Genomic DNA, 18,158 nt, shown 5'->3' on the forward strand with positions numbered 1-18,158 from the left:
CGGACTGATGATGCCACCCGAATCCTCAGGAGGCTTCCCCGGCGGGGTTTCCGTCCGTCTTGTCGGGGCCGGACTTGTCAGGGCCGGGCTCGTCGGGGCCGGACTCGTCGGAGCCGGGCTCGCCCGGTTCCGGCGATCCGGGTCCCGGCTCTCCGGGCCGCGGCGCACGCCGGAGCTCGTGACTGAGCTCCTCCAGTTCGCTGCCCCCCGCCATCTGCCGGGTGAGCTCGTCCAGGGTGATCTGGTCCTTGCTGTGGCTGCCGAACATCGCGCCGCGCTTCAGCAGTACGAAGCGGTCGCCGACCAGGTAGGCGTGGTGCGGGTTGTGCGTGATGAGGACCACGCCCAGCCCGGCGTCCCGGGCCGCCGCGACGTACTTCAGCACCACCCCGGACTGCTTCACGCCGAGCGCGGCGGTGGGCTCGTCGAGGACCAGCACCTTGGCCCCGAAGTGGACGGCGCGGGCGATGGCCACACACTGGCGCTCGCCGCCGGAGAGCGTGCCGATGGGCTGGTCGACGTCGCGCAGGTCGATGCCCATGCGCAGCAGCGCGGAGCGGGTCGTCTCGCGCATCAGCCGGACGTCGAGGCGCTTGAGCGGGCCCGTGCCCTTCGTCGGCTCTGAGCCGAGGAAGAAGTTCCGCCAGACCGGCATGAGCGGGACGACGGCGAGGTCCTGGTAGACGGTCGCGATGCCCCGGTCGAGCGCCTCACGCGGCTTGCCGAGGCTCGTCTCGTCGCCGTCGATCAGGAAACGGCCCGCGTCATGCCGGTGCAGCCCGGAGATGATCTTGATGAGGGTCGACTTGCCCGCGCCGTTGTCGCCGAGCACACAGGAGATCTCGCCCGCGTGCACGACGAGGGAGACCTCTTCGAGCGCCTTGATGTTCCCGTAGAACTTGCTGACGCGGTCCAGCTCCACCAGCGGTGTGGTTCCCACTGGCGGTGTGGTCCCTGCCGGCGATGTGGTCCCCTCCGGCTCCGGCCGCTCCGGCTGACCCGGCGCTGTCTGCTCCGTCATCGCGACGCCTCCGCTCGCTTGCGCACCCAGGCATTGAGCAGGGCGGCCAGGAGCAGCATGGCTCCCAGGAAGAACTTGAACCAGTCCGGGTTCCACTCCGCGTACACGATGCCCTTGCTGGTCATGCCGAAGATGAACGCGCCGACCGCGGAGCCGATCGCCGAACCGTAACCGCCGGTGATCAGGCAGCCGCCGATGACGGCCGCGATGATGTACGTCAGCTCGTTGCCGACGCCCTCGCCCGACTGCACCACGTCGTAGCTGAAGAGCAGGTGCTGGCCGGAGATCCAGGCCGCGAAGGCCACTCCCATGTAGAGGCCGATCCGGGTCTTGACGACCGGGACACCGACCGCGCGGGCCGCGTCGTCGTTGCCGCCGACCGCGAAGATCCAGTTTCCGGCCCGGGTGCGCAGCAGCACCCAGGTCGCCACGGCGATCAGCGCCGCCCACCACAGGAGGGTGACCTTGAGGTCGACGTTGCCGATGGTGAGCTGGGAGGCGAAGACCTTCTTCGCCGAGGGGAAGCCCTCCATGTCACCGATGGACTTCGTCGACACGGTGCCGCTGATCAGCTTGGTGAAGCCGAGGTTGAGCCCGGTCAGCATCAGGAAGGTGCCCAGCGTGATGATGAAGCTGGGGAGCTTGGTGCGGGTCAGCATGAAGCCGTTGAAGACGCCGATGGCGAGCGTGACCAGCAGCGAGACGCCTACGCCCACCCAGACGTTCGCGGTCATCTGGTAGCTGAACATCGAGGAGATCAGCGCCGAGCTGGTCACCAGGACCCCGGCCGACAGGTCGAACTCGCCGCCGATCATCAGCAGCGCCACCGGTACGGCCATGATCCCCAGGGTCGACGCCGCGTAGAGCACCGTGGAGAGGCTGGAGGGCCGCAGGAAGCTGTCCGCGACGACCGAGAAGAAGATGAAGACGGCGACGGCGCCGACGACCGAGCCCAGTTCGGGGCGGCCGAGCAGCCGGCGCAGCGGTGAGGAGCGCAGCAGCCGTTCGTCCGGCGTCTGTGCGGCGGTGCTCATCGAGTCCCCCGCTGGGTGTATGCGGCCAGCGCGCCCGCGTCCTGCTTGGTGATGACCTGGGGGCCGGTGAGGACCGGGCGGCCGCCGCCGAGGACGTTGGCGTTGTACTTGTAGAGCCAGAGCAGGTCGACCGCCTCGTACCCCTGGAGGTACGGCTGCTGGTCGACGGCGAAGCCGAGGGTGCCCTTCTGCAGGGCGGACGCGACCTTGGCGTTCAGGTCGAAGGTGTCGATCTCGGCCTTGCTGCCCGCGGTGTCCTTGGCCTGGACGGCGGCGTCGGCGAACGGTGCGCCGAGGGTGACGACCGAGTCGATGGCCGGGTCGGCCTGGAGCTTGGCCTCGATGGAGGACTGGACGTCGGGCATGTTGGTGCCGTCGACGTACAGGTTCTCCATCGTGCCGTGGAAGTTCTTCTTGGCTCCGGCGCAGCGCTGCTCGTGGCCCACGTTGCCCTGCTCGTGCAGGATGCAGAGGGCCTTCTTGCGGCCGCGCTTGTTCAGCTCGTCTCCGACGGCCTCGCCCGCGATCGTCTCGTCCTGGCCGATGTGGCTGAGCGCGCCGAACTGCTTGGACTCCTCGGAGCCGGAGTTCACGGTGATGACCGGGATGCCGGCCTTCTCGGCCTTCTGCACGACGGCCTTCATCGAGTCGGGCTTGGCGAGCGTGACGATCAGTCCGTCGACCTTCTGGTCGATCGCGGTCTGCACCAGCTGGGCCTGCTGCTGGCCCTCCTCGCTGTGCGAGTAGAGGAAGGTGATGTTGTCCTTGGCGGCCGCCTGCTTGGCGCCCTTCTGGACGATGTCCCAGAAGGTGTCCCCGTCGCCGGAGTGGGTGACCATCGCGATCTTCCAGCGGGGGGTGTTCACCGCGGCCTTGCCGACGGCCGCGGCCCGCGAGGCACGCTCCTCGGCCCGCTTGCCGCCGGTGCTGCTGCATCCCGCCAGGGAGAGCCCCAGCGCTAGCGCCAGCGCCCCGCTGACCCAGGTTCGTACCCTTGCCACGACGTGATGCCCTTCTCGGTGTTCCTGTGCTTGCTGCGGGCGCTGCGACTGCTGTGCTCGCTGCGGACGGTGGCCGGTCGTGTCCGGACCGGCGGCCCAAGTATGGGTCACCGCTGATCGCCGGCGAGTCATCGGGTACCGAACCTTGCCTGCTGCGGCACTTGGTGCGCTGCTGCTGTACAGGTCATACGCAAGGGGGGTCCGCCCTCTCTCCCGGCCGCCGGGTTGCGGCAGAGGAGTTCTAGCGGCGGGCACCGTGGCTCGTCAATGGTTTGTCAGAACATTCTTACGAACCGTACGGCTGCTCATCGGCTGTCCTACGGGCGCACCAGCAGCTGGAAATCGAAGGCGTACCGCGAGGCGCGGTAGATATGCGTGCCGAACTCGACGGCCCGTCCCGTGGAGTCGTACGTGGTGCGCTCCATCGTCAGCAGCGGCGCCCCCTCGGGCTCCGCGAGCCGTATGCCTTCCTCCGCGGTCGCGGCCCGGGCGCCGACCGACTGGCGGGCGCTGTGCAGGGTGATCCCGGCGGCGCGCAGCAGCCGGTACAGGCCGGTGGCCTCCAGCCGCGGGGTTTCGAGGGTGAGCAGCCCTTCGGGCAGGTAGTTGCGGAGCTGCGCCATGGGCTCGCCGTACGCGAGCCGCAGCCGCTCGATGTACCGGACCTGGCTGTCCTCGGGCACCGCGAGCGCGGCGGCGACCTCGGCCGTCGCGGGGACGGTCTCGTTGCGCAGGACCCGGGTGGTGGGCCGCTGGCCCGCGGCGAGCAGGTCGTCGTAGAGGCTGCTCAGTTCGAGGGGGCGCCTGACCTGGCTGTGCACCACCTGGGTGCCGACGCCTCTGCGGCGTACCAGCAGCCCCTTGTCGACCAGCGACTGGATGGCCTGGCGGACGGTGGGGCGCGACAGGCCGAGCCGGCCCGCGAGGTCGATCTCGTTGCCCAGCAGGCTGCCCGGGACGAGCCTGCCCCGCTCGATGGCCGACTCCAGTTGCTGGGCGAGCTGGAAGTACAGCGGGACCGGGCTGCCGCGGTCCACGCTGAGCTCAAGGCTGAGGGCGGGGTCGACCGCGGGTTTGGACACGCCGAGAGGGTAGCCCAGGTCCGGTTGTCAGGACAAAGGCTTGACAGTGGGCGGAGCTGCGGCCACGTTGGGGTCCATGCGTATCGGACTCATCGGGACAGGCCGGATCGGTTCCTTCCACGCGAAGGTGCTCAGCGGCCACCGGGACGTCAGCGCGCTGGTGGTGGCCGACACCGAGGGGGCCCGCGCCATCGAGGTCGCGCGGCGGACCGGGGCGACTGCCGCCCCTTCGGTCGACGAGGTCTTCACTTCGGGCCTGGACGCGGTCGTCATCGCCTCTGCGACCTCGTCGCACGCCGCTCTGATCGGCCGGGCCGCCCGCGCCGGGCTGCCCGCCTTCTGCGAGAAGCCGGTCGCCGGGGACCTGCCGGGCACGCTGGCAGCGCTGCGTGAGGCCGAGGAGGCGGGCACTGTGCTCCAGCTCGGCTTCATGCGCCGTTTCGACGCCGGGTACGCGGCCGCGCGCGAGCGCGTGCGGTCGGGTTCGCTGGGCCGGCTGCACACCGTCCGCGCGCTCACCTCCGACCCGGCGCCGCCGCCCGCCGCGTATCTGCCGCTCTCCGGCGGGCTCTACCGGGACTGCCTGGTGCACGACTTCGACATGGTGCGCTGGGTGACCGGGCACGAGGTGGCCGAGGTGTACGCGACCGGGTCGGACGCGGGGCCCGCGATGTTCCGCGAGGCCGGTGACGTGGACACGGCCGCCGCGCTGCTCACCCTGGACGACGGCACCCTGGTCACCGCGACCGCCACCCGGTGCAACGGCGCGGGCTACGACGTCCGGATGGAGCTGGCAGGGGAGCTGGACCAGATCTCGGTGGGGCTCGGCGACCGTACGCCTCTCAGCTCGGCCGAACCGCAGGACCCGCCGCCCGCGGACCGGCCGTGGCCCGGCTTCCTCGAGCGGTTCGCCCCGGCCTACGAGGCCGAGCTCGACGCCTTCCTGCGGGTGGCGCGGGGCGAGCTGCCCAACCCGTGCGACGGCCGGGAGGCGCTGGCCGCGCTGCGCATCGCGGAGGCGTGCGAGCTGTCCCGGCGCGAGCGGCGCCCGGTCCGCCCGGACGGGCTCGTCACCGGCTGAACCTGCGATCGCACCGTGCACACCGGATATTGACGCCCGGTCAGGGCGGTGGCACAGCAGCCGGGAGCACGGTCCCCTGTGCCACGGCGCAGAGCACCTCCTCACCGTCGTCGCGCACCATGACCAGATCGCAGCGGACGGTGGCCTGGCGCCGCCCGGTGTGCACCACCTCGGCGCGGGCGACGAGCGTCCGGCCCGCGCCGGGGCGTACGTACTGAATGGAGAAGCCGCCGGTCAGTACGGCGGCCCCCAGCGTCGTCCCGGCCGCGAAGGTGAGGGCGTTGTCCGCCGCGTACGCCAGCACTCCCCCGTGCAGAAAGCCGTTCTGCTGCAGCAGTTCGTCGCGTACGTCCACCTCAAGGACGGCCACGCCGCCGCCGAACCCCGTGACGCGTGCCCGCAGCAGACGGCTGAACGGCTGTGCGTCGAGCGTCCGGCGCGCGAGGTCCAGGTCGAGTTCGCTCATCGCGCCGCTCCCCGCCGGCCGTTGCCGGACCGCGGGCCCCGCCTCACCAGCGCACCGGCAGTTTCCGCACCCCGTGCATCAGCAGTCCCGGAATCCAGGTGTACGCGCCGCCGTCCGGGTCGAGTTCCAGAGCGGGGCAGCGCTCCAGCAGCGTACGGACGGCGATCCGGCCCTCCATCCTGGCGAGGGGCGCGCCGAGGCAGAAGTGAATGCCGTGCCCGAAGGCGAGGTGCCCCTGCGGGGCGCGCCGGATGTCGAACCGGTCGGCGTCCGGGAAGCGGGCCGGGTCGCGGTCGGCCGAACCGAGCGAGACCAGTACGGGCTCGCCCGCCGCGATGTCCGCGGAGCCGATCCGCAGGGGCTCCGCCGCGTGCCGGTAGGTGGCGGTCTCCACCGGGCCGTCGTAGCGCAGCATCTCCTCGACCGCGCCGTCCAGCAGGCTCATGTCGGCGCGCAGCGCGGCGAGTTGCTCGGGGTGGGTGAGCAGAGCTCGTATCCCGTTGGAGATCAGGTTGACGGTGGTCTCATGGCCCGCGACGAGCAGCAGGAAGGCCATACCGACGAGTTCCGGGGCGGACAGCTGGTCACCGTCCTCGTCGCGGGCCCGGATCAGCGCACTCAGCAGATCGTCGCCGGGCCGCTCCCGCTTGGCCTCGATCAGCGAGACGAGGTATCCGCTCATCGCCCCGACCGCGGCGCTCTCCTGGTCGCCGCCGGTCGGGCCGACCAGCTCGTTGGACCAGACACGGAAGCTCGCCCGGTCCAGGTCGGGCACACCGAAGAGTTCACAGATGACGGTCATCGGCAGCGGGAACGCCAACGAGTCCACCAGGTCGGCCGTGCGCTCCGGGGCCGCGAGCATGGCGTCGATGCAGGCGTCGGTGACCTCCTGAACGCGCGGGCGCAGCGCCTGGACGCGGCGTGCGGTGAACTCCCCCACCACCAGCTTGCGCAGCCGGGTGTGGTGCGGCGGGTCGGCGTCCAGCATGTTGGTGAAGAGGCCGTCCGAATCGTCCTGCCAACCGGCCGTCTTCCGGGGGTCCTTGATGAGCCGGGGATCGTTGAGCGCGGCCCGCGCCTCCTCGTGGCCGACGACCAGCCAGACACCGGCGGGGTCGGTCTCCTGGGTGCGCACGCGGTGCACCGGCCCGGCGGCGCGCATCTTCTCGTAGTACGGATACGGATTCGCGTTGAAGTCCTGGGTGTCCTGCCGCAGATCGATCAGCGTCATCACCTCAGCGTACGTGGCCGTCCTCGTCGAGGAACCCCGCTTCGTGGACCAACAGCGCGATCCGGACACGGCTGTTGAGGCCGGGCCGGGCCGGCACACGCGGCACCTGTTCGTCGGCGTGGAAGGCGGTGAGCATGACGACCTCGGGCGCACCGGGGACACTCCGCAGCCGCTCGGTGGCCGTCAGCCCGTCCACACCCGGCATCCGGATGTCCATCACGACGAGGAGCCTGATGGTCACGCGGGCCAGGGCAGCCAGGCGGTGACCCGGAAGCCGCCGCCGTCGGTCGCGCCGTGGTCGAGACGGCCGCCCGCAAGGGTGGCCCGCTCGGTGAGGCCGATCAGTCCCTGCCCGGATCCCGGCACCTTCGGCACGTCTCCGGGCGGCGGCGGATTCCGTACCTCGACGGTCAGCCCGGCCCCGGGGCTGCCGGTGACCGTGACGGTGACCTCGGCCCCCGGCGCGTGTTTGCGGGCGTTGGTGAGCCCTTCCTGGACGATGCGGTAGGCGGTACGGCCGGTGGCGGCGGGGACGGTGGCCGGGTCCGCGACCTGGTTGTGCAGGGTGACCGACATCCCTGCCTCCCGGGACTCGGCGGCCAGGGCTTCGAGCGTGACCAGCGTGGGCTGCGGCCGGTTCTCCTCGCCGTCGCCGGGGGTCCGGAGCACCCCGATGATCTCGCGCAGGTCCTGGAGGGCCTCGTGGGCGCTGTCCCGGATGACCCCGGCGGCGCGTGCGACCTCGGGCGCGGGCGCGCCGGGCCGGAATTCCAGGGCTCCGGCGTGGACGCTGAGCAGGGTCAGCCGGTGCGCCAGTACGTCGTGCATCTCCCGGGCGATGGCCTCGCGGGCCAGCCGCTGCGCCTGTTCGGCACGGAGGTCGGCCTCCGCCTCGGCGCGGTGGGCGCGTTCGCGCAGTACCACGACGAGCTGGCGCCTGGAGCGTACGAACAGGCCCCAGATGATCACCAGCAGGACCAGCACCGTGCCGTAGAGCGTCGAGCTGATCCAGGACATGGTCGGGTCGGGCCGCAGCGCGGCCTGCACTCCCCCGGCCGCCACCGCCGCTGCCCCCAGTACCAGGACCGGCCGGAACGGGCGGTGCACAGCCAGACTGAACAGCGCCACCAGCACGGCGCCCGCGGCGAGCGGAGCGAACGCGCTGACCACCACGAGCACCGCGGCGAGCCCCACGGGCCAGCGTCTGCGCACCCACAGCGTGCAGCAGGAGAGTGCGCCGAGCACCTGGTCGGCGGCGCTGTCGATGTCGGTGTAGCCCGCCTGGTTCTTGATGGAGTCCAGGGCCAGCACACCGATGCCCAGCGCGATCAGGAGGGCCGTGATGTCCACGATCCAGTCGCGCAGGGTCCGGCGCGGCCTCGCCCCGTCCTCGGCAGGCTCGCTGCCCGCCAGGGCCGAGGGCAGCAGCCAGCGGTACTCCGAACGCGTCATGTCCACAAAGTTACGCAGGAGCCGCGGCCGGTGCGGTGTTCAGCGCGCAGCCGAGACCGAAGTCGCGGAGTCCGGGACTTTCGGAGTGATCGCGCAGGACTCGCCGGCCGGAGCGCCTCCCCGACCGGGCCGGACAGGACCTGTCCGACCTGTCCGGACAGGGCCTATCCGGCGTTCGTCGAGAAGAGCCCGCCCGTGGGCCCCTGCTTGTCGCCGCCCTGCGCCTTCTTCAGGGCATTCGCCAGACCCTCGATGGTCAGCGACTGGAGGATGACCCGGCCGTTGCCCTCCAGCGTGGCCAGGGACAGGCCCTCGCCGCCGAAGACGGCGTTCATCATGCCCTGACGGTTGAGGCCGCCGATGCGCTCGACGCCGTACTCGATGCCCTCCTCGAAGGCGACGATGCAGCCGGTGTCGACCTCGATACGGCCGCCGAAGTCGGCCGGGTTGAGGTCGATGAAGTTGCCGGCGCCACAGATGATCACGGTCCCGCGGCCGGTGAACTTCTCCAGGATGAACCCCTCACCGCCGCTGCGGCCGGTCCGGCCGCCCTGCCAGGCGATACCGAAATCGACGGTGGACTCCGCCGCGACGAACGCGTCCTTCTCGGCGAACCACGCCCGGCTGCCGTTCAGCTCCAGGGCGCGCATCTCGCCCGGGAGCACGCCCGCGAAACCGACCGTGCCCTCGCGGCCGTCGGTGGCCGCGAAGTACTGGAAGGCGAGCGATTCCCCCGCCAGGGCCCGCTGGCCGACCTGCATCGCGGTGCCCATGGCCTGCCTGAGGATCCCGCCCATGCCGCCGGCCTGCCCCTGCTGGCCGCCCTGTCCCTGCTGACCGCCACCGCCACCGCCACCGGGCCCGGAGAGACGCGTCTCCATGCTCACGTTCGAGGTCTTGAAGAGGAACTTCCCGGCCTCGCAGTAGACGGTCTGGCCGGGCTGAAGGTTGACGACGGCCATCTGCATGGCGTTGCCGACGATCTCTTGCTGGAGGGTCACGGCCGGTTCTCCTTGGGGCGATGACGGGGGCGGTGGCGGGGCCGGTACGTCCGTACCAGCAGGTGAACGGCCGGCACCCGCTGTTCGGTTCCGGCTGTCCGGTTCCGGGCGGGGCTGTTCCGGCCCCGGACCCGGCCGCCGGGCTCGCAGTCCGTTTCCCGCCGGTACGGGTGGCCGCCCGCCGCTTTGCTGGGACGTGCGAACACTACCGACGAAACGATGGGGCGGGACACATCATGTCTTCTCTGAACAGGTCAGCTCTGGACGGCCGGGCGGCGCTGGTGACCGGCGGCAGCCGCGGGATCGGGGCCGCCGTGGCGCTTCGGCTGGCGCGGGAGGGCGCGGACGTCGCGATCACCTTCGAACAGAACGAGACCGCCGCCAAGGAGGTCGTCGCCGGGATCCAGGCGGCGGGCCGCCGGGGTCTGGCACTGCGTACGGACGCGGCGACCGCCGTGGCCCGTACCACCGAGGAGTTCGGCGGGCTCGACATCCTGGTGAACAACGCGGGGGTCGGCGTGCTGGGTCCGGTCGGCGACCTCACGGCGGCCGACCTCGACCGTACGCTCGCGGTCAACGTACGAGAGGTCTTCCTCGGCTCACAGGCCGCGGCCGCGGTGCTCCGGCCCGGTGGCCGGATCATTTCGACCGGCACGGCGCTGACCCGCTACGCGGGCGGTCCCGGGGCCAGCCTCTACGCAATGAGCAAGGCGGCGCTGACCGGGCTGACCAGGTCACTCGCCCGGGAGCTGGGCGAGCGGGGCATCACGGTCAACGTGATCCAGCCGGGCCCGGTCGACACGGACATGAATCCGGCGGACGGTCCGTACGCCGGGCCCCAGCGCGCGGCGACGGCGCTGGGACGCTTCGGTACGGCGGACGAGGTGGCCTCGCTGGTGGCGTATCTGGCGGGTCAGGAGGCCGGGTATGTGACGGGGGCCGAGCTGCTGGTGGACGGCGGGCACGCCGCGTAGCACCAAGGCAGGGGCCTCCGCCCCGGACCCGGGAACTCGCGGGTCCGGGGCGGAGGCCGGCAGGCTCAGGCGTCGCGTTCGAGCAGCCGGCCCACCGGCTCGCCCAGCACGCCGTTCTCGGCGATCCGCTCGCCCCGCAGCCAGGTGGAGCGCACGACCCCGTACAGGGTCTTCCCGGCGTACGCCGTCACCTGGTTCCGGTGGTACAGCTCCGCCGGGTCGACGGTGAACGTGTCGTCCGGCGCGAGCACCGCGAAGTCGGCGTCCCGGCCGGCCTCGATCGCGCCCTTGGCGGAAAGACCGGCGAGCGCGGCGGGCGCCGTGGACATCCAGCGGACCACGTCGTCGAGGCTGTGACCCCGCTCGCGCGCCGCCGTCCAGATCGCCGGGAGCCCCAGTTGGAGGGAGGAGATACCGCCCCAGGCATCGGCGAAGTCGGGGGTCTTGAGGTCAGTGGTGCAGGGCGAGTGGTCGGAGACGATGCAGTCGATCGTCCCGTCGGCCAGCCCCTGCCACAGCGCGTCCTGGTTGGCGGCCTCGCGGATCGGCGGGCAGCACTTGAACTCCGTTGCCCCGTCCGGGACTTCCTCGGCCGTCAGGGTGAGGAAGTGCGGGCAGGACTCCACGGTGACCCGGACGCCCTCGCGCTTGGCGGCGGCGATCAGCGGCAGCGCGTCGCTGGACGAGAGGTGCAGGACGTGGATCCGCGCGTCCAGCCGCCGGGCGAGCGCGATGAGTCCCTCGATCGCCGCGTTCTCGGCGGCGCGCGGGCGGGAGGCCAGGAAGTCCGCGTACTGCGGGCCGCTGCGCTGCGGGGCGTCGGCCAGCTGGTGCGGGTCCTCGGCGTGGACGATCAGCAGCCCGCCGAAGCCGGCGATCTCGGCCATGGACCGGGCGAGCTCCTCCTGGTCCAGCTCTGGGAACTCCTCGACGCCGGAAGGCGACAGGAAGCACTTGAAGCCGAACACCCCGGCGTCGTACAGCGGGCGCAGGTCCTTGACGTTGGACGGGATCGCGCCGCCCCAGAAACCGACGTCGATGTGCGCCTTGCTGCGGGCCACGTCCTGCTTGGTCCGCAGGTTGGCGGCGGTCGTGGTCGGCGGCAGCGAGTTGAGCGGCATGTCGAGCAGTGTGGTGATCCCGCCCGCGGCCGCGGCCCTGGTCGCGGTCCAGAACCCCTCCCACTCGGTGCGGCCGGGGTCGTTCACATGGACATGGGTGTCGACGAGGCCGGGGAGCAGCACATCGTCGCCGAAGTCCGCCAGCCGGGCACCCTCCGGCACCTCCGCGTCGTAGGGCAGCACTGCTGCGATCTTCCCCTCGGCGACGGCGACCGATGCGGCGCGTGTCCCCTGGGGGGTGATGACACGCGTCGAGCGCAGAACCAGTTCGGTGGTGGACACCCGAGCCCCTCTTTCCATATAGCGAAATTCACGTTCCAATAATGGAGTGTTCGCTGCGCGCCGCGACTCGTCAAGACCGGACCGGCCGCCTGGATGATTCCACAAAGCGAAAGCCGAATTTCGGTTGCCGGAATGTAGTTCCCTCCGGTATCCCTGGGTCCGGATCGTACCCATCCGACGGCCCGATCCGGACAAAGGGGTCCTGACCGGCCCCAACGCCTGCCGCCGAGGGGGATACAGCGGACTCCGGCCCGGTAGGCTGGCGCCTTGCCCCGCCCGCCTCGAAAGGACCGCCGCCGTGCCGCAGTCCCACACCAGCGCACCCGACGCCAAGACCGCAGCACCGAGCGGTGGCGTGCAGTCCCTGGAGCGCGCCTTCGATCTGCTGGAGCGGATGGCCGACGCCGGTGGAGAGGTCGGCCTGAGCGAGCTCTCGGCAGCCAGCGGTCTGCCGCTGCCCACGATCCACCGGCTGATGCGCACCCTGGTCGCCTGCGGCTACGTACGCCAGCAGCCCAACCGGCGTTACGCGCTGGGCCCGCGCCTGATCCGGCTCGGCGAGTCGTCGGCCCGGCTGCTCGGGACCTGGGCCCGCCCCTATCTCGCGCGGCTGGTCGAGGAGACCGGGGAGACGGCGAACATGGCCCTGCTCGACGGGGACGAGGTCGTGTACGTCGCGCAGGTCCCGTCGAAGCACTCGATGCGGATGTTCACCGAGGTGGGACGGCGGGTCCTGCCGCACTCCACCGGAGTCGGCAAGGCGCTGCTCGCGCACACCTCACCGCCCGAGGTCAGGGCGCTGCTGGCGAGGACCGGAATGCCGGCCGCCACCGAGAAGACGATCACCACACCCGAGGGGTTCCTGGACGCCCTGGAGGTCGTGCGCCGCGCGGGGTACGCGGTGGACGACAACGAACAGGAGATCGGGGTCCGCTGCCTCGCGGTCCAGGTCCCCAACTCCCCCACGGCCGCGGCGATCTCGATCTCGGGTCCGGCGGGCCGGGTGACGGAGGAGGCGACCGAGCGGATCGTGCCGATCCTCCAGGGCATCGCCCTGGAGCTCTCGGCCACACTCGCGAGCGCGGGGCCCCAGCAGGCCTGATCCCCGCAGATTTGATCCGGCCGGGGCCCGGCGGATCCCGGCTCCGTACAGCGGTTCGGACGACCGGCGGTTCAGACGACCGGCGGTTCGGCCACCGGCACGGTGAGCCGCCCGTCGGCCATCGAAACCGTCCGGTCCATCCGGTCCAGATGCGCGTGGTCGTGGGTGACCAGCACCGTCGCCGTCCCGCGCGCCCGGGTCAGCGTGACCAGCAGGTCCAGCACGCCCGCACCCCGCTCGTGGTCGAGGGCGCTGGTGGGCTCGTCGACCAGCAGGACGGACGGCTCGTTCATCAGCGCCCGCGCGATGTTGACGCGCTGCCGCTGACCGCCGGAGAGCTGGTGCGGGCGTCGGCCCGCCTGCTCGGCGAGGCCCACCGCGTCCAGCAACTCCATGGCACGGCCGCGGACTTGGGCGGCCGGCCGCCCCGAGAGGTGCGCCATCACCTGGAGCTGCTCGGCGGCGGTCAGCGCGGGCAGCAGATTCGGCTGCTGGAAGACGATCCCGATGCGTTCGCGCCGGAGCGCCGCCTTCGCCGCTCGGTTCAGCGAGGCCGTGTCCGCCCCGTCGACGACCACCCGGCCCCGCTCCGGCGTCACCAGCGTCGCCGCCACGGCCAGCAGGCTGGACTTGCCGGATCCGGACGGTCCGACCACCGCGGTCAGCGAACCGGCCGGAACATCGAGGGTCACCGCGTCCAGCGCGACCACCCGGCCGTCCCCGTCGGGGTAGGTCAGCGTCACATCGTCCAGGGTCAGGGTCATCGTGCGCTCCCGAGAGCGGTCAGCGGGTCGACGGCGGTGATCCGCCGGATGGAGAGGGCCGCGCCGAGCACGCCGAGGGCGACGATCACGGCGGCCGGGAAGAGGGAGGTCAGCGGGTCGAGCACAAAGGGGACGCTCGCGGGCACGACGGCACCGACCCCGGCGGCGATGGCGGTGCCCAGCAGCGTCCCGGCCAGCAGCATCAGCACCGCCTGACCGAGAGCGTCGCGCAGCAGATACGGGGTGGAGGCGCCCAGCGCCTTCAGGACGGCGATGTCGCCGCTGCGCTGGATCGTCCAGACCGTGAAGAACGCGCCTATCACCATGGCCGAGATGACGAAGAGGAAGCCGCGCATCAGCTGCAGCGAGCCGTTCTCCGCCTGGTACGAGGGGAGCGCGCTCAGCGAACCGTCCAGGGTGAGCGTCTTCGTACCGGCCGCCCGGTCTCCCGCGCCGAGGTCCGCCCCGCCGGTGGTGGTCAGGGCCACCACACTGGCGTGCTCACCCGCGCGGAGCGAGGTCCAGGCGACCGGGGTGTGGCTGTACGAGTCGTCCCCGGCGACCGCCGTCACCTTGAGCTTCCTGCCGGAGAGCGTGACGGTGTCCCCGGCCGCCGCGCCCAGGTCGTCCGCGGCGCCCCTGGACAGCACCACACCGGAGTGCCCGGGCTCCGCGGGCGCCAGACCTGAGCCGGGCCGTACCGCGAACTCGGAGACCGCGGCCGTACGGCTGCCCGCTTCCGCGTTGCCGGTGCCGATGGCGACGGGCTGCGCGCTCTTCACCCCGGGCTGCGCGGCCCAGGTCCGCCAGGCGCTCTGCGGCAGCTGCGACCCGGTGAACGACGCGGACTGCCCCGAGGGCGGCGCGGCGAAGGCCAGGTGGTCGGCGGACAGGCCGGTGACGGCCGACGTGTTGTCCCTGGCCAGCCCGGCGGTCAGCCCGGACAGCAGTCCGACCAGCAGGGTGATGAGCACGATGACCGTCCCCATCAGGGCGAACCGGCCCCTGGCGAATCTCAGATCTCTCCATGCGACGAACATGTGCCCAACCCTGCGGGCACCGGGGGTGCTTGGGCATCGCGCCACGGATGGCTCCGGGCGGATCAAAAGACGGAGCCGGCAATCAAACTTTCGATTGAGGGCGTTCCGGGACGATCCGCCTACGCTGGGAGGATCATGGATCCCCGTGCACTGACCCCCGCGCTGCTCGTCCTGCGGCTCTGCCTCCATCTGCTGATGGCGGGGCTGCTGGTGCTGGCCGCGGTACGGGCGCTCGCCGGTCACACGGCGAACGCGCCCGCGGTGGTGGCGGCGGCCGCGGTGCTGGGCGCGGTGTATGGGGCGGGCGCGGTCTGGCCTTCGGTACGCACCTCGCGCCGGTCCGCCGCCGTCTGGCTCGGCGTGCTGGGACTCGCGTGGCTGGGGCTGCTCGTGCTCTCCCCTGACGGGCTGTGGGTGGCGTTCCCGCTGTACTTCCTCCAGCTGCATCTCCTGCCGGTGCGCTGGTCGGTGCCGCTGGTCGTCGTCACGGCGGGCGCGGCCATCGCCGCGTACGTGGGGCATGGGGCGGCGCTGAATCCGGGTGCGTTCATCGGCCCGCTCCTCGGGGCGGCGGTCGCCGTGGCCACCGTCCTCGGCTACCAGGTGCTCTACCGCGAGAGCGAGAGCCGCCGCCGGCTGATCGAGGAGCTGATCTCGACCCGGGCCGAACTCGCCGCAGCCGAACGGACCGCGGGCACGCTCGCCGAGCGCGAGCGGCTCGCCCGCGAGATCCACGACACCCTCGCCCAGGGGCTCTCCTCCATCCAGCTGCTGCTGCGGGCCGCCGGGCGCACCCTGCCCGCCGACGCGCCGGCCGCCGCCCACATCGAACAGGCCAGGCAGGCCGCGCAGGACAACCTGGCCGAGGCCCGCCGCTTCGTACGGGCGCTGTCGCCGCCCGCGCTGGAGCACGGTTCGCTGGCGGCCGCGCTCGACCGTCTCTGCACGGGCGGCCCCGGGCCGCGCGTCCGCTTCTCCACCAGCGGTACGCCGGTCGCGCTGCCCACGCCGTACGAGGTGGCGCTGCTGCGGATCGCGCAGTCGGCGCTCGCCAACACCGTCCAGCACGCCGGGGCGTCCCGCGCCGAGATCACCCTGAGCTTCATGGAGACCGCGGTCGCCCTGGACGTCGTCGACGACGGTTCCGGCTTCGATCCGCTGCTCGCGGGTGCCGCGTCCGGTGACGGGGGTTTCGGGCTGCCCGCCATGCGTTCACGCGTCGAGTCACTGGGCGGCACCTTCGCCGTCGAGTCCACACCGGGTCAGGGGACGGCCGTCGCGGTCACGCTGCCGCTGCCCGAATCCGAAGAGGTCCCCGTATCCGGAGGTGCGTCCCCATGACGATCCGGCTGCTGCTCGCCGACGACCATCCGGTGGTACGGGCCGGGCTGCGCGCCGTCCTCGACACCGAGCCGGGTTTCCGGGTGGCCGGGGAGGCGGCGACCGCCGAACAGGCCGTGGAGCTGGCCGCTTCGGGAGAGTTCGACGTCGTCCTGATGGATCTCCAGTTCGGCGCGGGCATGCACGGCGCGGAGGCCACGGCCGCCATCGCCGCCGTCGAGGGGGCGCCCCGGGTCCTGGTGCTGACGACGTACGACACGGACGCGGACATCCTGGCCGCCGTCGAGGCCGGTGCGAGCGGCTATCTGCTGAAGGACGCGCCGCCCGAGGAGCTGGCCGCCGCTGTGCGGACCGCGGCGGCGGGCCGCTCGGCGCTGGCGCCCGCCGTCGCGCACCGGCTGATGGACCGGATGCGCGCACCGGGTGAGTCGCTCACCCGCCGGGAGCTGGAGGTGCTGCAGCTGGTCGGGGACGGTCTGTCGAACCAGCAGATCAGCAAGGCGCTGTTCCTCAGCCAGGCGACGGTGAAGTCCCATCTGGTGCACATCTACGCCAAGCTGGGTGTGGACTCCCGTACTTCGGCGGTGGCCGTTGCATCGGCGCGGCGGCTCATCCGCCGTGCCGGTGGCTCAGCACATTGACCACCTTGCCGTTCGGATCCCGTACGAAGAACCGCCGTACGCCCCACTCCTCGTCCCGCAGCGGGTGCACGATCTCCGCCCCCGCGGCCAGCACCGCCGCGTACACCGCGTCCACGTCCCCCACCTCGACGGAGAGGTCGGGCTGCACGGCGGCGCTCGCGTCGTGCGTGGTGAGGGTGATCTGTGCGGTGGGGTTGACGGACGAGGCGAGCGTCATGACCCAGCCCTGGTTCATGACCTCGCCGAGCCCGAGCAGACCGTAGAAGTCCCGGCTCTCCGCCATGGCGTGCGTCGTGATGTCCGGCACCACCCTGCGGACGGACATCAGCAGGCCGCCATCATGAGCCCGATCCGAACAGCTCCACCGCGTTCCGCACCTCGGAGAGCGACACCGCGAGTGCGCTGACCGAGCCGATCGCCCCCGCGACCAGCAGCAACGAGCGACGCAGCCGCAGGATTTCCGGCACTCCGCTCCGGGCCATCTCCTCCAGAGCCGCCAGTTCGTCCTCGGCGATGGCACGGTCCGGGAACTGGGCCGGGTGAGCGGCCAGTTCACAGCGGAGCCGGGAGACGGAGGCGCTGAGCTCCGACACTCTCGGGTCCTCACCGATGCCCGTTACGCGTTTCTGCCCCGCACTTCGCAACAAAGTTCCCCCTCGCACCACTCTGTGCCGGTCATTCCCTACGGTTGATCGACCGTGTGGCGCTGGTCGGACACCGCGGGTCACGAGTCAGTTAACGCCACCACTCGTCGTTCTCGCCACTCCACAGCGGGAATTCAGCCGGACGAGGTGGTGTCCATGAAGTATCCAGTCCTGATGCGATACGAAGGCGGAACCGAAGTGAACAACACGGACACGGATGCCTTCCGGCCGGGACCTGACCGGCCGGCCGGACCGGTGGTCGCGGGACTGCTGCTCGCGGCGGGCGGCGGCCGGCGGCTCGGCGGACGCCCCAAGGCCCTGCTCGAGCACCGCGGCCGGCCGCTGGTCGAGCACGCGGTCCGGGTCCTGCGCGAGGGGGGCTGCGGTCCGGTCCATGTCGTACTGGGTGCCGCCGCGGACGACGTACGGAAGCGGGCCGAACTGTCCGGCTGCGTGCTGGCCGACAACCCCGGGTGGGAGGAGGGCATGGGGTCGTCGCTGCGCGCCGGACTCGCGTCACTCGCCGGGTCGGGCGCGGACGCCGCCCTCGTCCTGCTGGTGGACCAGCCGGGAATCGGGGCGGCGGCGGTGGCCCGGGTACGCGAGGCGGGCGGCTCCGCGACCAGCCTGGTGGCCGCCTCGTACGAGGGGAAGCGCGGCCACCCGGTCCTCTTCGGCGCCGACCGCTGGGCGGACATCGCGGCGACCGCGGTCGGGGACCGCGGGGCCCGCAGCTACCTCAAGGCCCACCAGGCGGCCATCACCCTGGTGGAGTGCTCCGACATCGCCGAGGAGTACGACATCGACACCGTCGAAGACCTGTTCCACTTGGAGTGACCGACCTGGCACTCTGCGACGAATTCTGTCGATCCGGAGAATC

Annotated in this window: 19 protein-coding genes and 1 pseudogene; 6 read left to right on the top strand and 14 right to left on the bottom strand. The window is 71.8% G+C overall.

The features are described 5' to 3' along the window. Window positions 1–25: 25 nt before the first annotated feature. From OG210_RS01980 to OG210_RS01995, 4 genes are all read right to left on the bottom strand, one after another. The gene (locus tag OG210_RS01980; RefSeq protein ID WP_328333021.1) at window positions 26–1,021 is read right to left on the bottom strand and encodes an ATP-binding cassette domain-containing protein; all 996 of its coding nucleotides are present in this window, start codon (window positions 1,019–1,021) and stop codon (window positions 26–28) included. Further along, window positions 1,018–2,055: an ABC transporter permease gene (locus tag OG210_RS01985; RefSeq protein ID WP_266851542.1), complete on the bottom strand. Its 1,038-nt coding sequence runs from the start codon at window positions 2,053–2,055 to the stop codon at window positions 1,018–1,020. The genes OG210_RS01980 and OG210_RS01985 overlap by 4 nt, the downstream gene beginning before the upstream one ends. Continuing rightward, window positions 2,052–3,056, bottom strand: coding sequence for a sugar ABC transporter substrate-binding protein (locus OG210_RS01990; RefSeq protein ID WP_328333018.1), 1,005 nt, complete (start codon window positions 3,054–3,056; stop codon window positions 2,052–2,054). Before OG210_RS01990 ends, OG210_RS01985 begins: the two co-directional genes overlap by 4 nt. 317 nt (window positions 3,057–3,373) lie before the next feature. After that, on the bottom strand, window positions 3,374–4,138 hold the full coding sequence (locus OG210_RS01995) for a GntR family transcriptional regulator (RefSeq protein ID WP_328333016.1): 765 nt from the start codon (window positions 4,136–4,138) through the stop codon (window positions 3,374–3,376). Between the two features lie 76 nt (window positions 4,139–4,214). On the opposite strand from OG210_RS01995, the gene OG210_RS02000 reads away from it, so the two are divergent. Then, a complete protein-coding gene (locus OG210_RS02000; RefSeq protein WP_371534875.1) occupies window positions 4,215–5,219 on the top strand; it encodes a Gfo/Idh/MocA family oxidoreductase in 1,005 nt (334 codons plus the stop codon). A 40-nt stretch (window positions 5,220–5,259) separates the two neighbouring features. Here OG210_RS02000 and OG210_RS02005 read toward each other — a convergent pair whose 3' ends face one another. The 5 genes and pseudogenes from OG210_RS02005 to OG210_RS02025 all read right to left on the bottom strand — a co-directional run bounded on the left by OG210_RS02005 (window position 5,260) and on the right by OG210_RS02025 (window position 9,369). Continuing rightward, entirely contained in the window at window positions 5,260–5,685 is a 426-nt protein-coding gene (locus OG210_RS02005; protein ID WP_371534876.1) for a PaaI family thioesterase, read from the bottom strand. Window positions 5,686–5,728: 43 nt separating this feature from the next. Continuing rightward, window positions 5,729–6,916: a cytochrome P450 gene (locus tag OG210_RS02010; RefSeq protein WP_328333010.1), complete on the bottom strand. Its 1,188-nt coding sequence runs from the start codon at window positions 6,914–6,916 to the stop codon at window positions 5,729–5,731. A gap of 97 nt (window positions 6,917–7,013) precedes the next feature. Then, window positions 7,014–7,142, bottom strand: a pseudogene (locus tag OG210_RS02015) (response regulator); the annotation flags it as partial. Between the two features lie 11 nt (window positions 7,143–7,153). Then, window positions 7,154–8,368 carry a sensor histidine kinase gene (locus OG210_RS02020; RefSeq protein WP_371534877.1) on the bottom strand — a complete coding sequence of 405 codons (1,215 nt, stop codon included), beginning with the start codon at window positions 8,366–8,368 and terminating at the stop codon, window positions 7,154–7,156. Between the two features lie 164 nt (window positions 8,369–8,532). After that, the gene (locus OG210_RS02025) at window positions 8,533–9,369 is read right to left on the bottom strand and encodes an AIM24 family protein (RefSeq protein WP_328333006.1); all 837 of its coding nucleotides are present in this window, start codon (window positions 9,367–9,369) and stop codon (window positions 8,533–8,535) included. Between the two features lie 236 nt (window positions 9,370–9,605). On the opposite strand from OG210_RS02025, the gene OG210_RS02030 reads away from it, so the two are divergent. Beyond that, complete coding sequence (locus tag OG210_RS02030) at window positions 9,606–10,343, top strand: SDR family oxidoreductase (RefSeq protein ID WP_328333004.1); 738 nt, start codon at window positions 9,606–9,608, stop codon at window positions 10,341–10,343. 65 nt (window positions 10,344–10,408) lie between these two features. Here the strand turns inward: OG210_RS02030 and allB are convergent, their stop codons facing one another. Beyond that, the gene (gene allB / locus OG210_RS02035; protein ID WP_371534878.1) at window positions 10,409–11,746 is read right to left on the bottom strand and encodes an allantoinase AllB; all 1,338 of its coding nucleotides are present in this window, start codon (window positions 11,744–11,746) and stop codon (window positions 10,409–10,411) included. Window positions 11,747–12,044: 298 nt separating this feature from the next. Here allB and OG210_RS02040 point away from each other — a divergent pair, with 298 nt between their 5' ends. Beyond that, on the top strand, window positions 12,045–12,848 hold the full coding sequence (locus OG210_RS02040; RefSeq protein WP_328333000.1) for an IclR family transcriptional regulator: 804 nt from the start codon (window positions 12,045–12,047) through the stop codon (window positions 12,846–12,848). Window positions 12,849–12,919: 71 nt separating this feature from the next. On the opposite strand, the gene OG210_RS02045 is transcribed toward OG210_RS02040, so the two are convergent. Next, the gene (locus OG210_RS02045) at window positions 12,920–13,612 is read right to left on the bottom strand and encodes an ABC transporter ATP-binding protein (protein ID WP_328332998.1); all 693 of its coding nucleotides are present in this window, start codon (window positions 13,610–13,612) and stop codon (window positions 12,920–12,922) included. Beyond that, complete coding sequence (locus OG210_RS02050; protein WP_371534879.1) at window positions 13,609–14,652, bottom strand: ABC transporter permease; 1,044 nt, start codon at window positions 14,650–14,652, stop codon at window positions 13,609–13,611. The genes OG210_RS02045 and OG210_RS02050 overlap by 4 nt, the downstream gene beginning before the upstream one ends. A gap of 135 nt (window positions 14,653–14,787) precedes the next feature. Between OG210_RS02050 and OG210_RS02055 the strand changes: the two genes are divergently transcribed. Both OG210_RS02055 and OG210_RS02060 read left to right on the top strand, forming a co-directional pair. Continuing rightward, a complete protein-coding gene (locus OG210_RS02055) occupies window positions 14,788–15,993 on the top strand; it encodes a sensor histidine kinase (protein WP_371534880.1) in 1,206 nt (401 codons plus the stop codon). Next, complete coding sequence (locus tag OG210_RS02060; protein WP_328332992.1) at window positions 15,990–16,634, top strand: response regulator transcription factor; 645 nt, start codon at window positions 15,990–15,992, stop codon at window positions 16,632–16,634. Before OG210_RS02055 ends, OG210_RS02060 begins: the two co-directional genes overlap by 4 nt. Here the strand turns inward: OG210_RS02060 and OG210_RS02065 are convergent. Together OG210_RS02065 and OG210_RS02070 are read right to left on the bottom strand one after the other, a co-directional pair. Then, window positions 16,603–16,959 (bottom strand): VOC family protein, encoded by a 357-nt coding sequence (locus OG210_RS02065; RefSeq protein ID WP_328332990.1) that lies wholly within the window; start codon window positions 16,957–16,959, stop codon window positions 16,603–16,605. The genes OG210_RS02060 and OG210_RS02065 overlap by 32 nt on opposite strands. Window positions 16,960–16,972: 13 nt before the next feature. After that, window positions 16,973–17,281 carry a DUF5955 family protein gene (locus tag OG210_RS02070; RefSeq protein ID WP_328332988.1) on the bottom strand — a complete coding sequence of 103 codons (309 nt, stop codon included), beginning with the start codon at window positions 17,279–17,281 and terminating at the stop codon, window positions 16,973–16,975. 264 nt (window positions 17,282–17,545) lie between these two features. On the opposite strand from OG210_RS02070, the gene OG210_RS02075 reads away from it, so the two are divergent. Beyond that, the gene (locus tag OG210_RS02075; protein ID WP_371540139.1) at window positions 17,546–18,115 is read left to right on the top strand and encodes an NTP transferase domain-containing protein; all 570 of its coding nucleotides are present in this window, start codon (window positions 17,546–17,548) and stop codon (window positions 18,113–18,115) included. Window positions 18,116–18,158 lie beyond the last annotated feature (43 nt).

The organism is Streptomyces sp. NBC_00466 (assembly GCF_041433995.1).
Lineage (GTDB): Bacteria > Actinomycetota > Actinomycetes > Streptomycetales > Streptomycetaceae > Streptomyces.

What these genes read in the sequence shown, in the direction of transcription:
- OG210_RS02050 (WP_371534879.1), bottom strand. Translation starts at nt 14,652, where the DNA reads ATGTTCGTCGCATGGAGAGATCTGAGATTCGCCAGGGGCCGGTTCGCC.
- OG210_RS01980 (WP_328333021.1), bottom strand. Translation starts at nt 1,021, where the DNA reads ATGACGGAGCAGACAGCGCCGGGTCAGCCGGAGCGGCCGGAGCCGGAG.
- OG210_RS02055 (WP_371534880.1), top strand. Translation starts at nt 14,788, where the DNA reads ATGGATCCCCGTGCACTGACCCCCGCGCTGCTCGTCCTGCGGCTCTGC.
- OG210_RS02010 (WP_328333010.1), bottom strand. Translation starts at nt 6,916, where the DNA reads ATGACGCTGATCGATCTGCGGCAGGACACCCAGGACTTCAACGCGAAT.
- OG210_RS02060 (WP_328332992.1), top strand. Translation starts at nt 15,990, where the DNA reads ATGACGATCCGGCTGCTGCTCGCCGACGACCATCCGGTGGTACGGGCC.
- OG210_RS02030 (WP_328333004.1), top strand. Translation starts at nt 9,606, where the DNA reads ATGTCTTCTCTGAACAGGTCAGCTCTGGACGGCCGGGCGGCGCTGGTG.
- OG210_RS01985 (WP_266851542.1), bottom strand. Translation starts at nt 2,055, where the DNA reads ATGAGCACCGCCGCACAGACGCCGGACGAACGGCTGCTGCGCTCCTCA.
- OG210_RS02065 (WP_328332990.1), bottom strand. Translation starts at nt 16,959, where the DNA reads ATGTCCGTCCGCAGGGTGGTGCCGGACATCACGACGCACGCCATGGCG.
- OG210_RS02005 (WP_371534876.1), bottom strand. Translation starts at nt 5,685, where the DNA reads ATGAGCGAACTCGACCTGGACCTCGCGCGCCGGACGCTCGACGCACAG.
- OG210_RS02000 (WP_371534875.1), top strand. Translation starts at nt 4,215, where the DNA reads ATGCGTATCGGACTCATCGGGACAGGCCGGATCGGTTCCTTCCACGCG.
- OG210_RS02045 (WP_328332998.1), bottom strand. Translation starts at nt 13,612, where the DNA reads ATGACCCTGACCCTGGACGATGTGACGCTGACCTACCCCGACGGGGAC.
- OG210_RS02020 (WP_371534877.1), bottom strand. Translation starts at nt 8,368, where the DNA reads ATGACGCGTTCGGAGTACCGCTGGCTGCTGCCCTCGGCCCTGGCGGGC.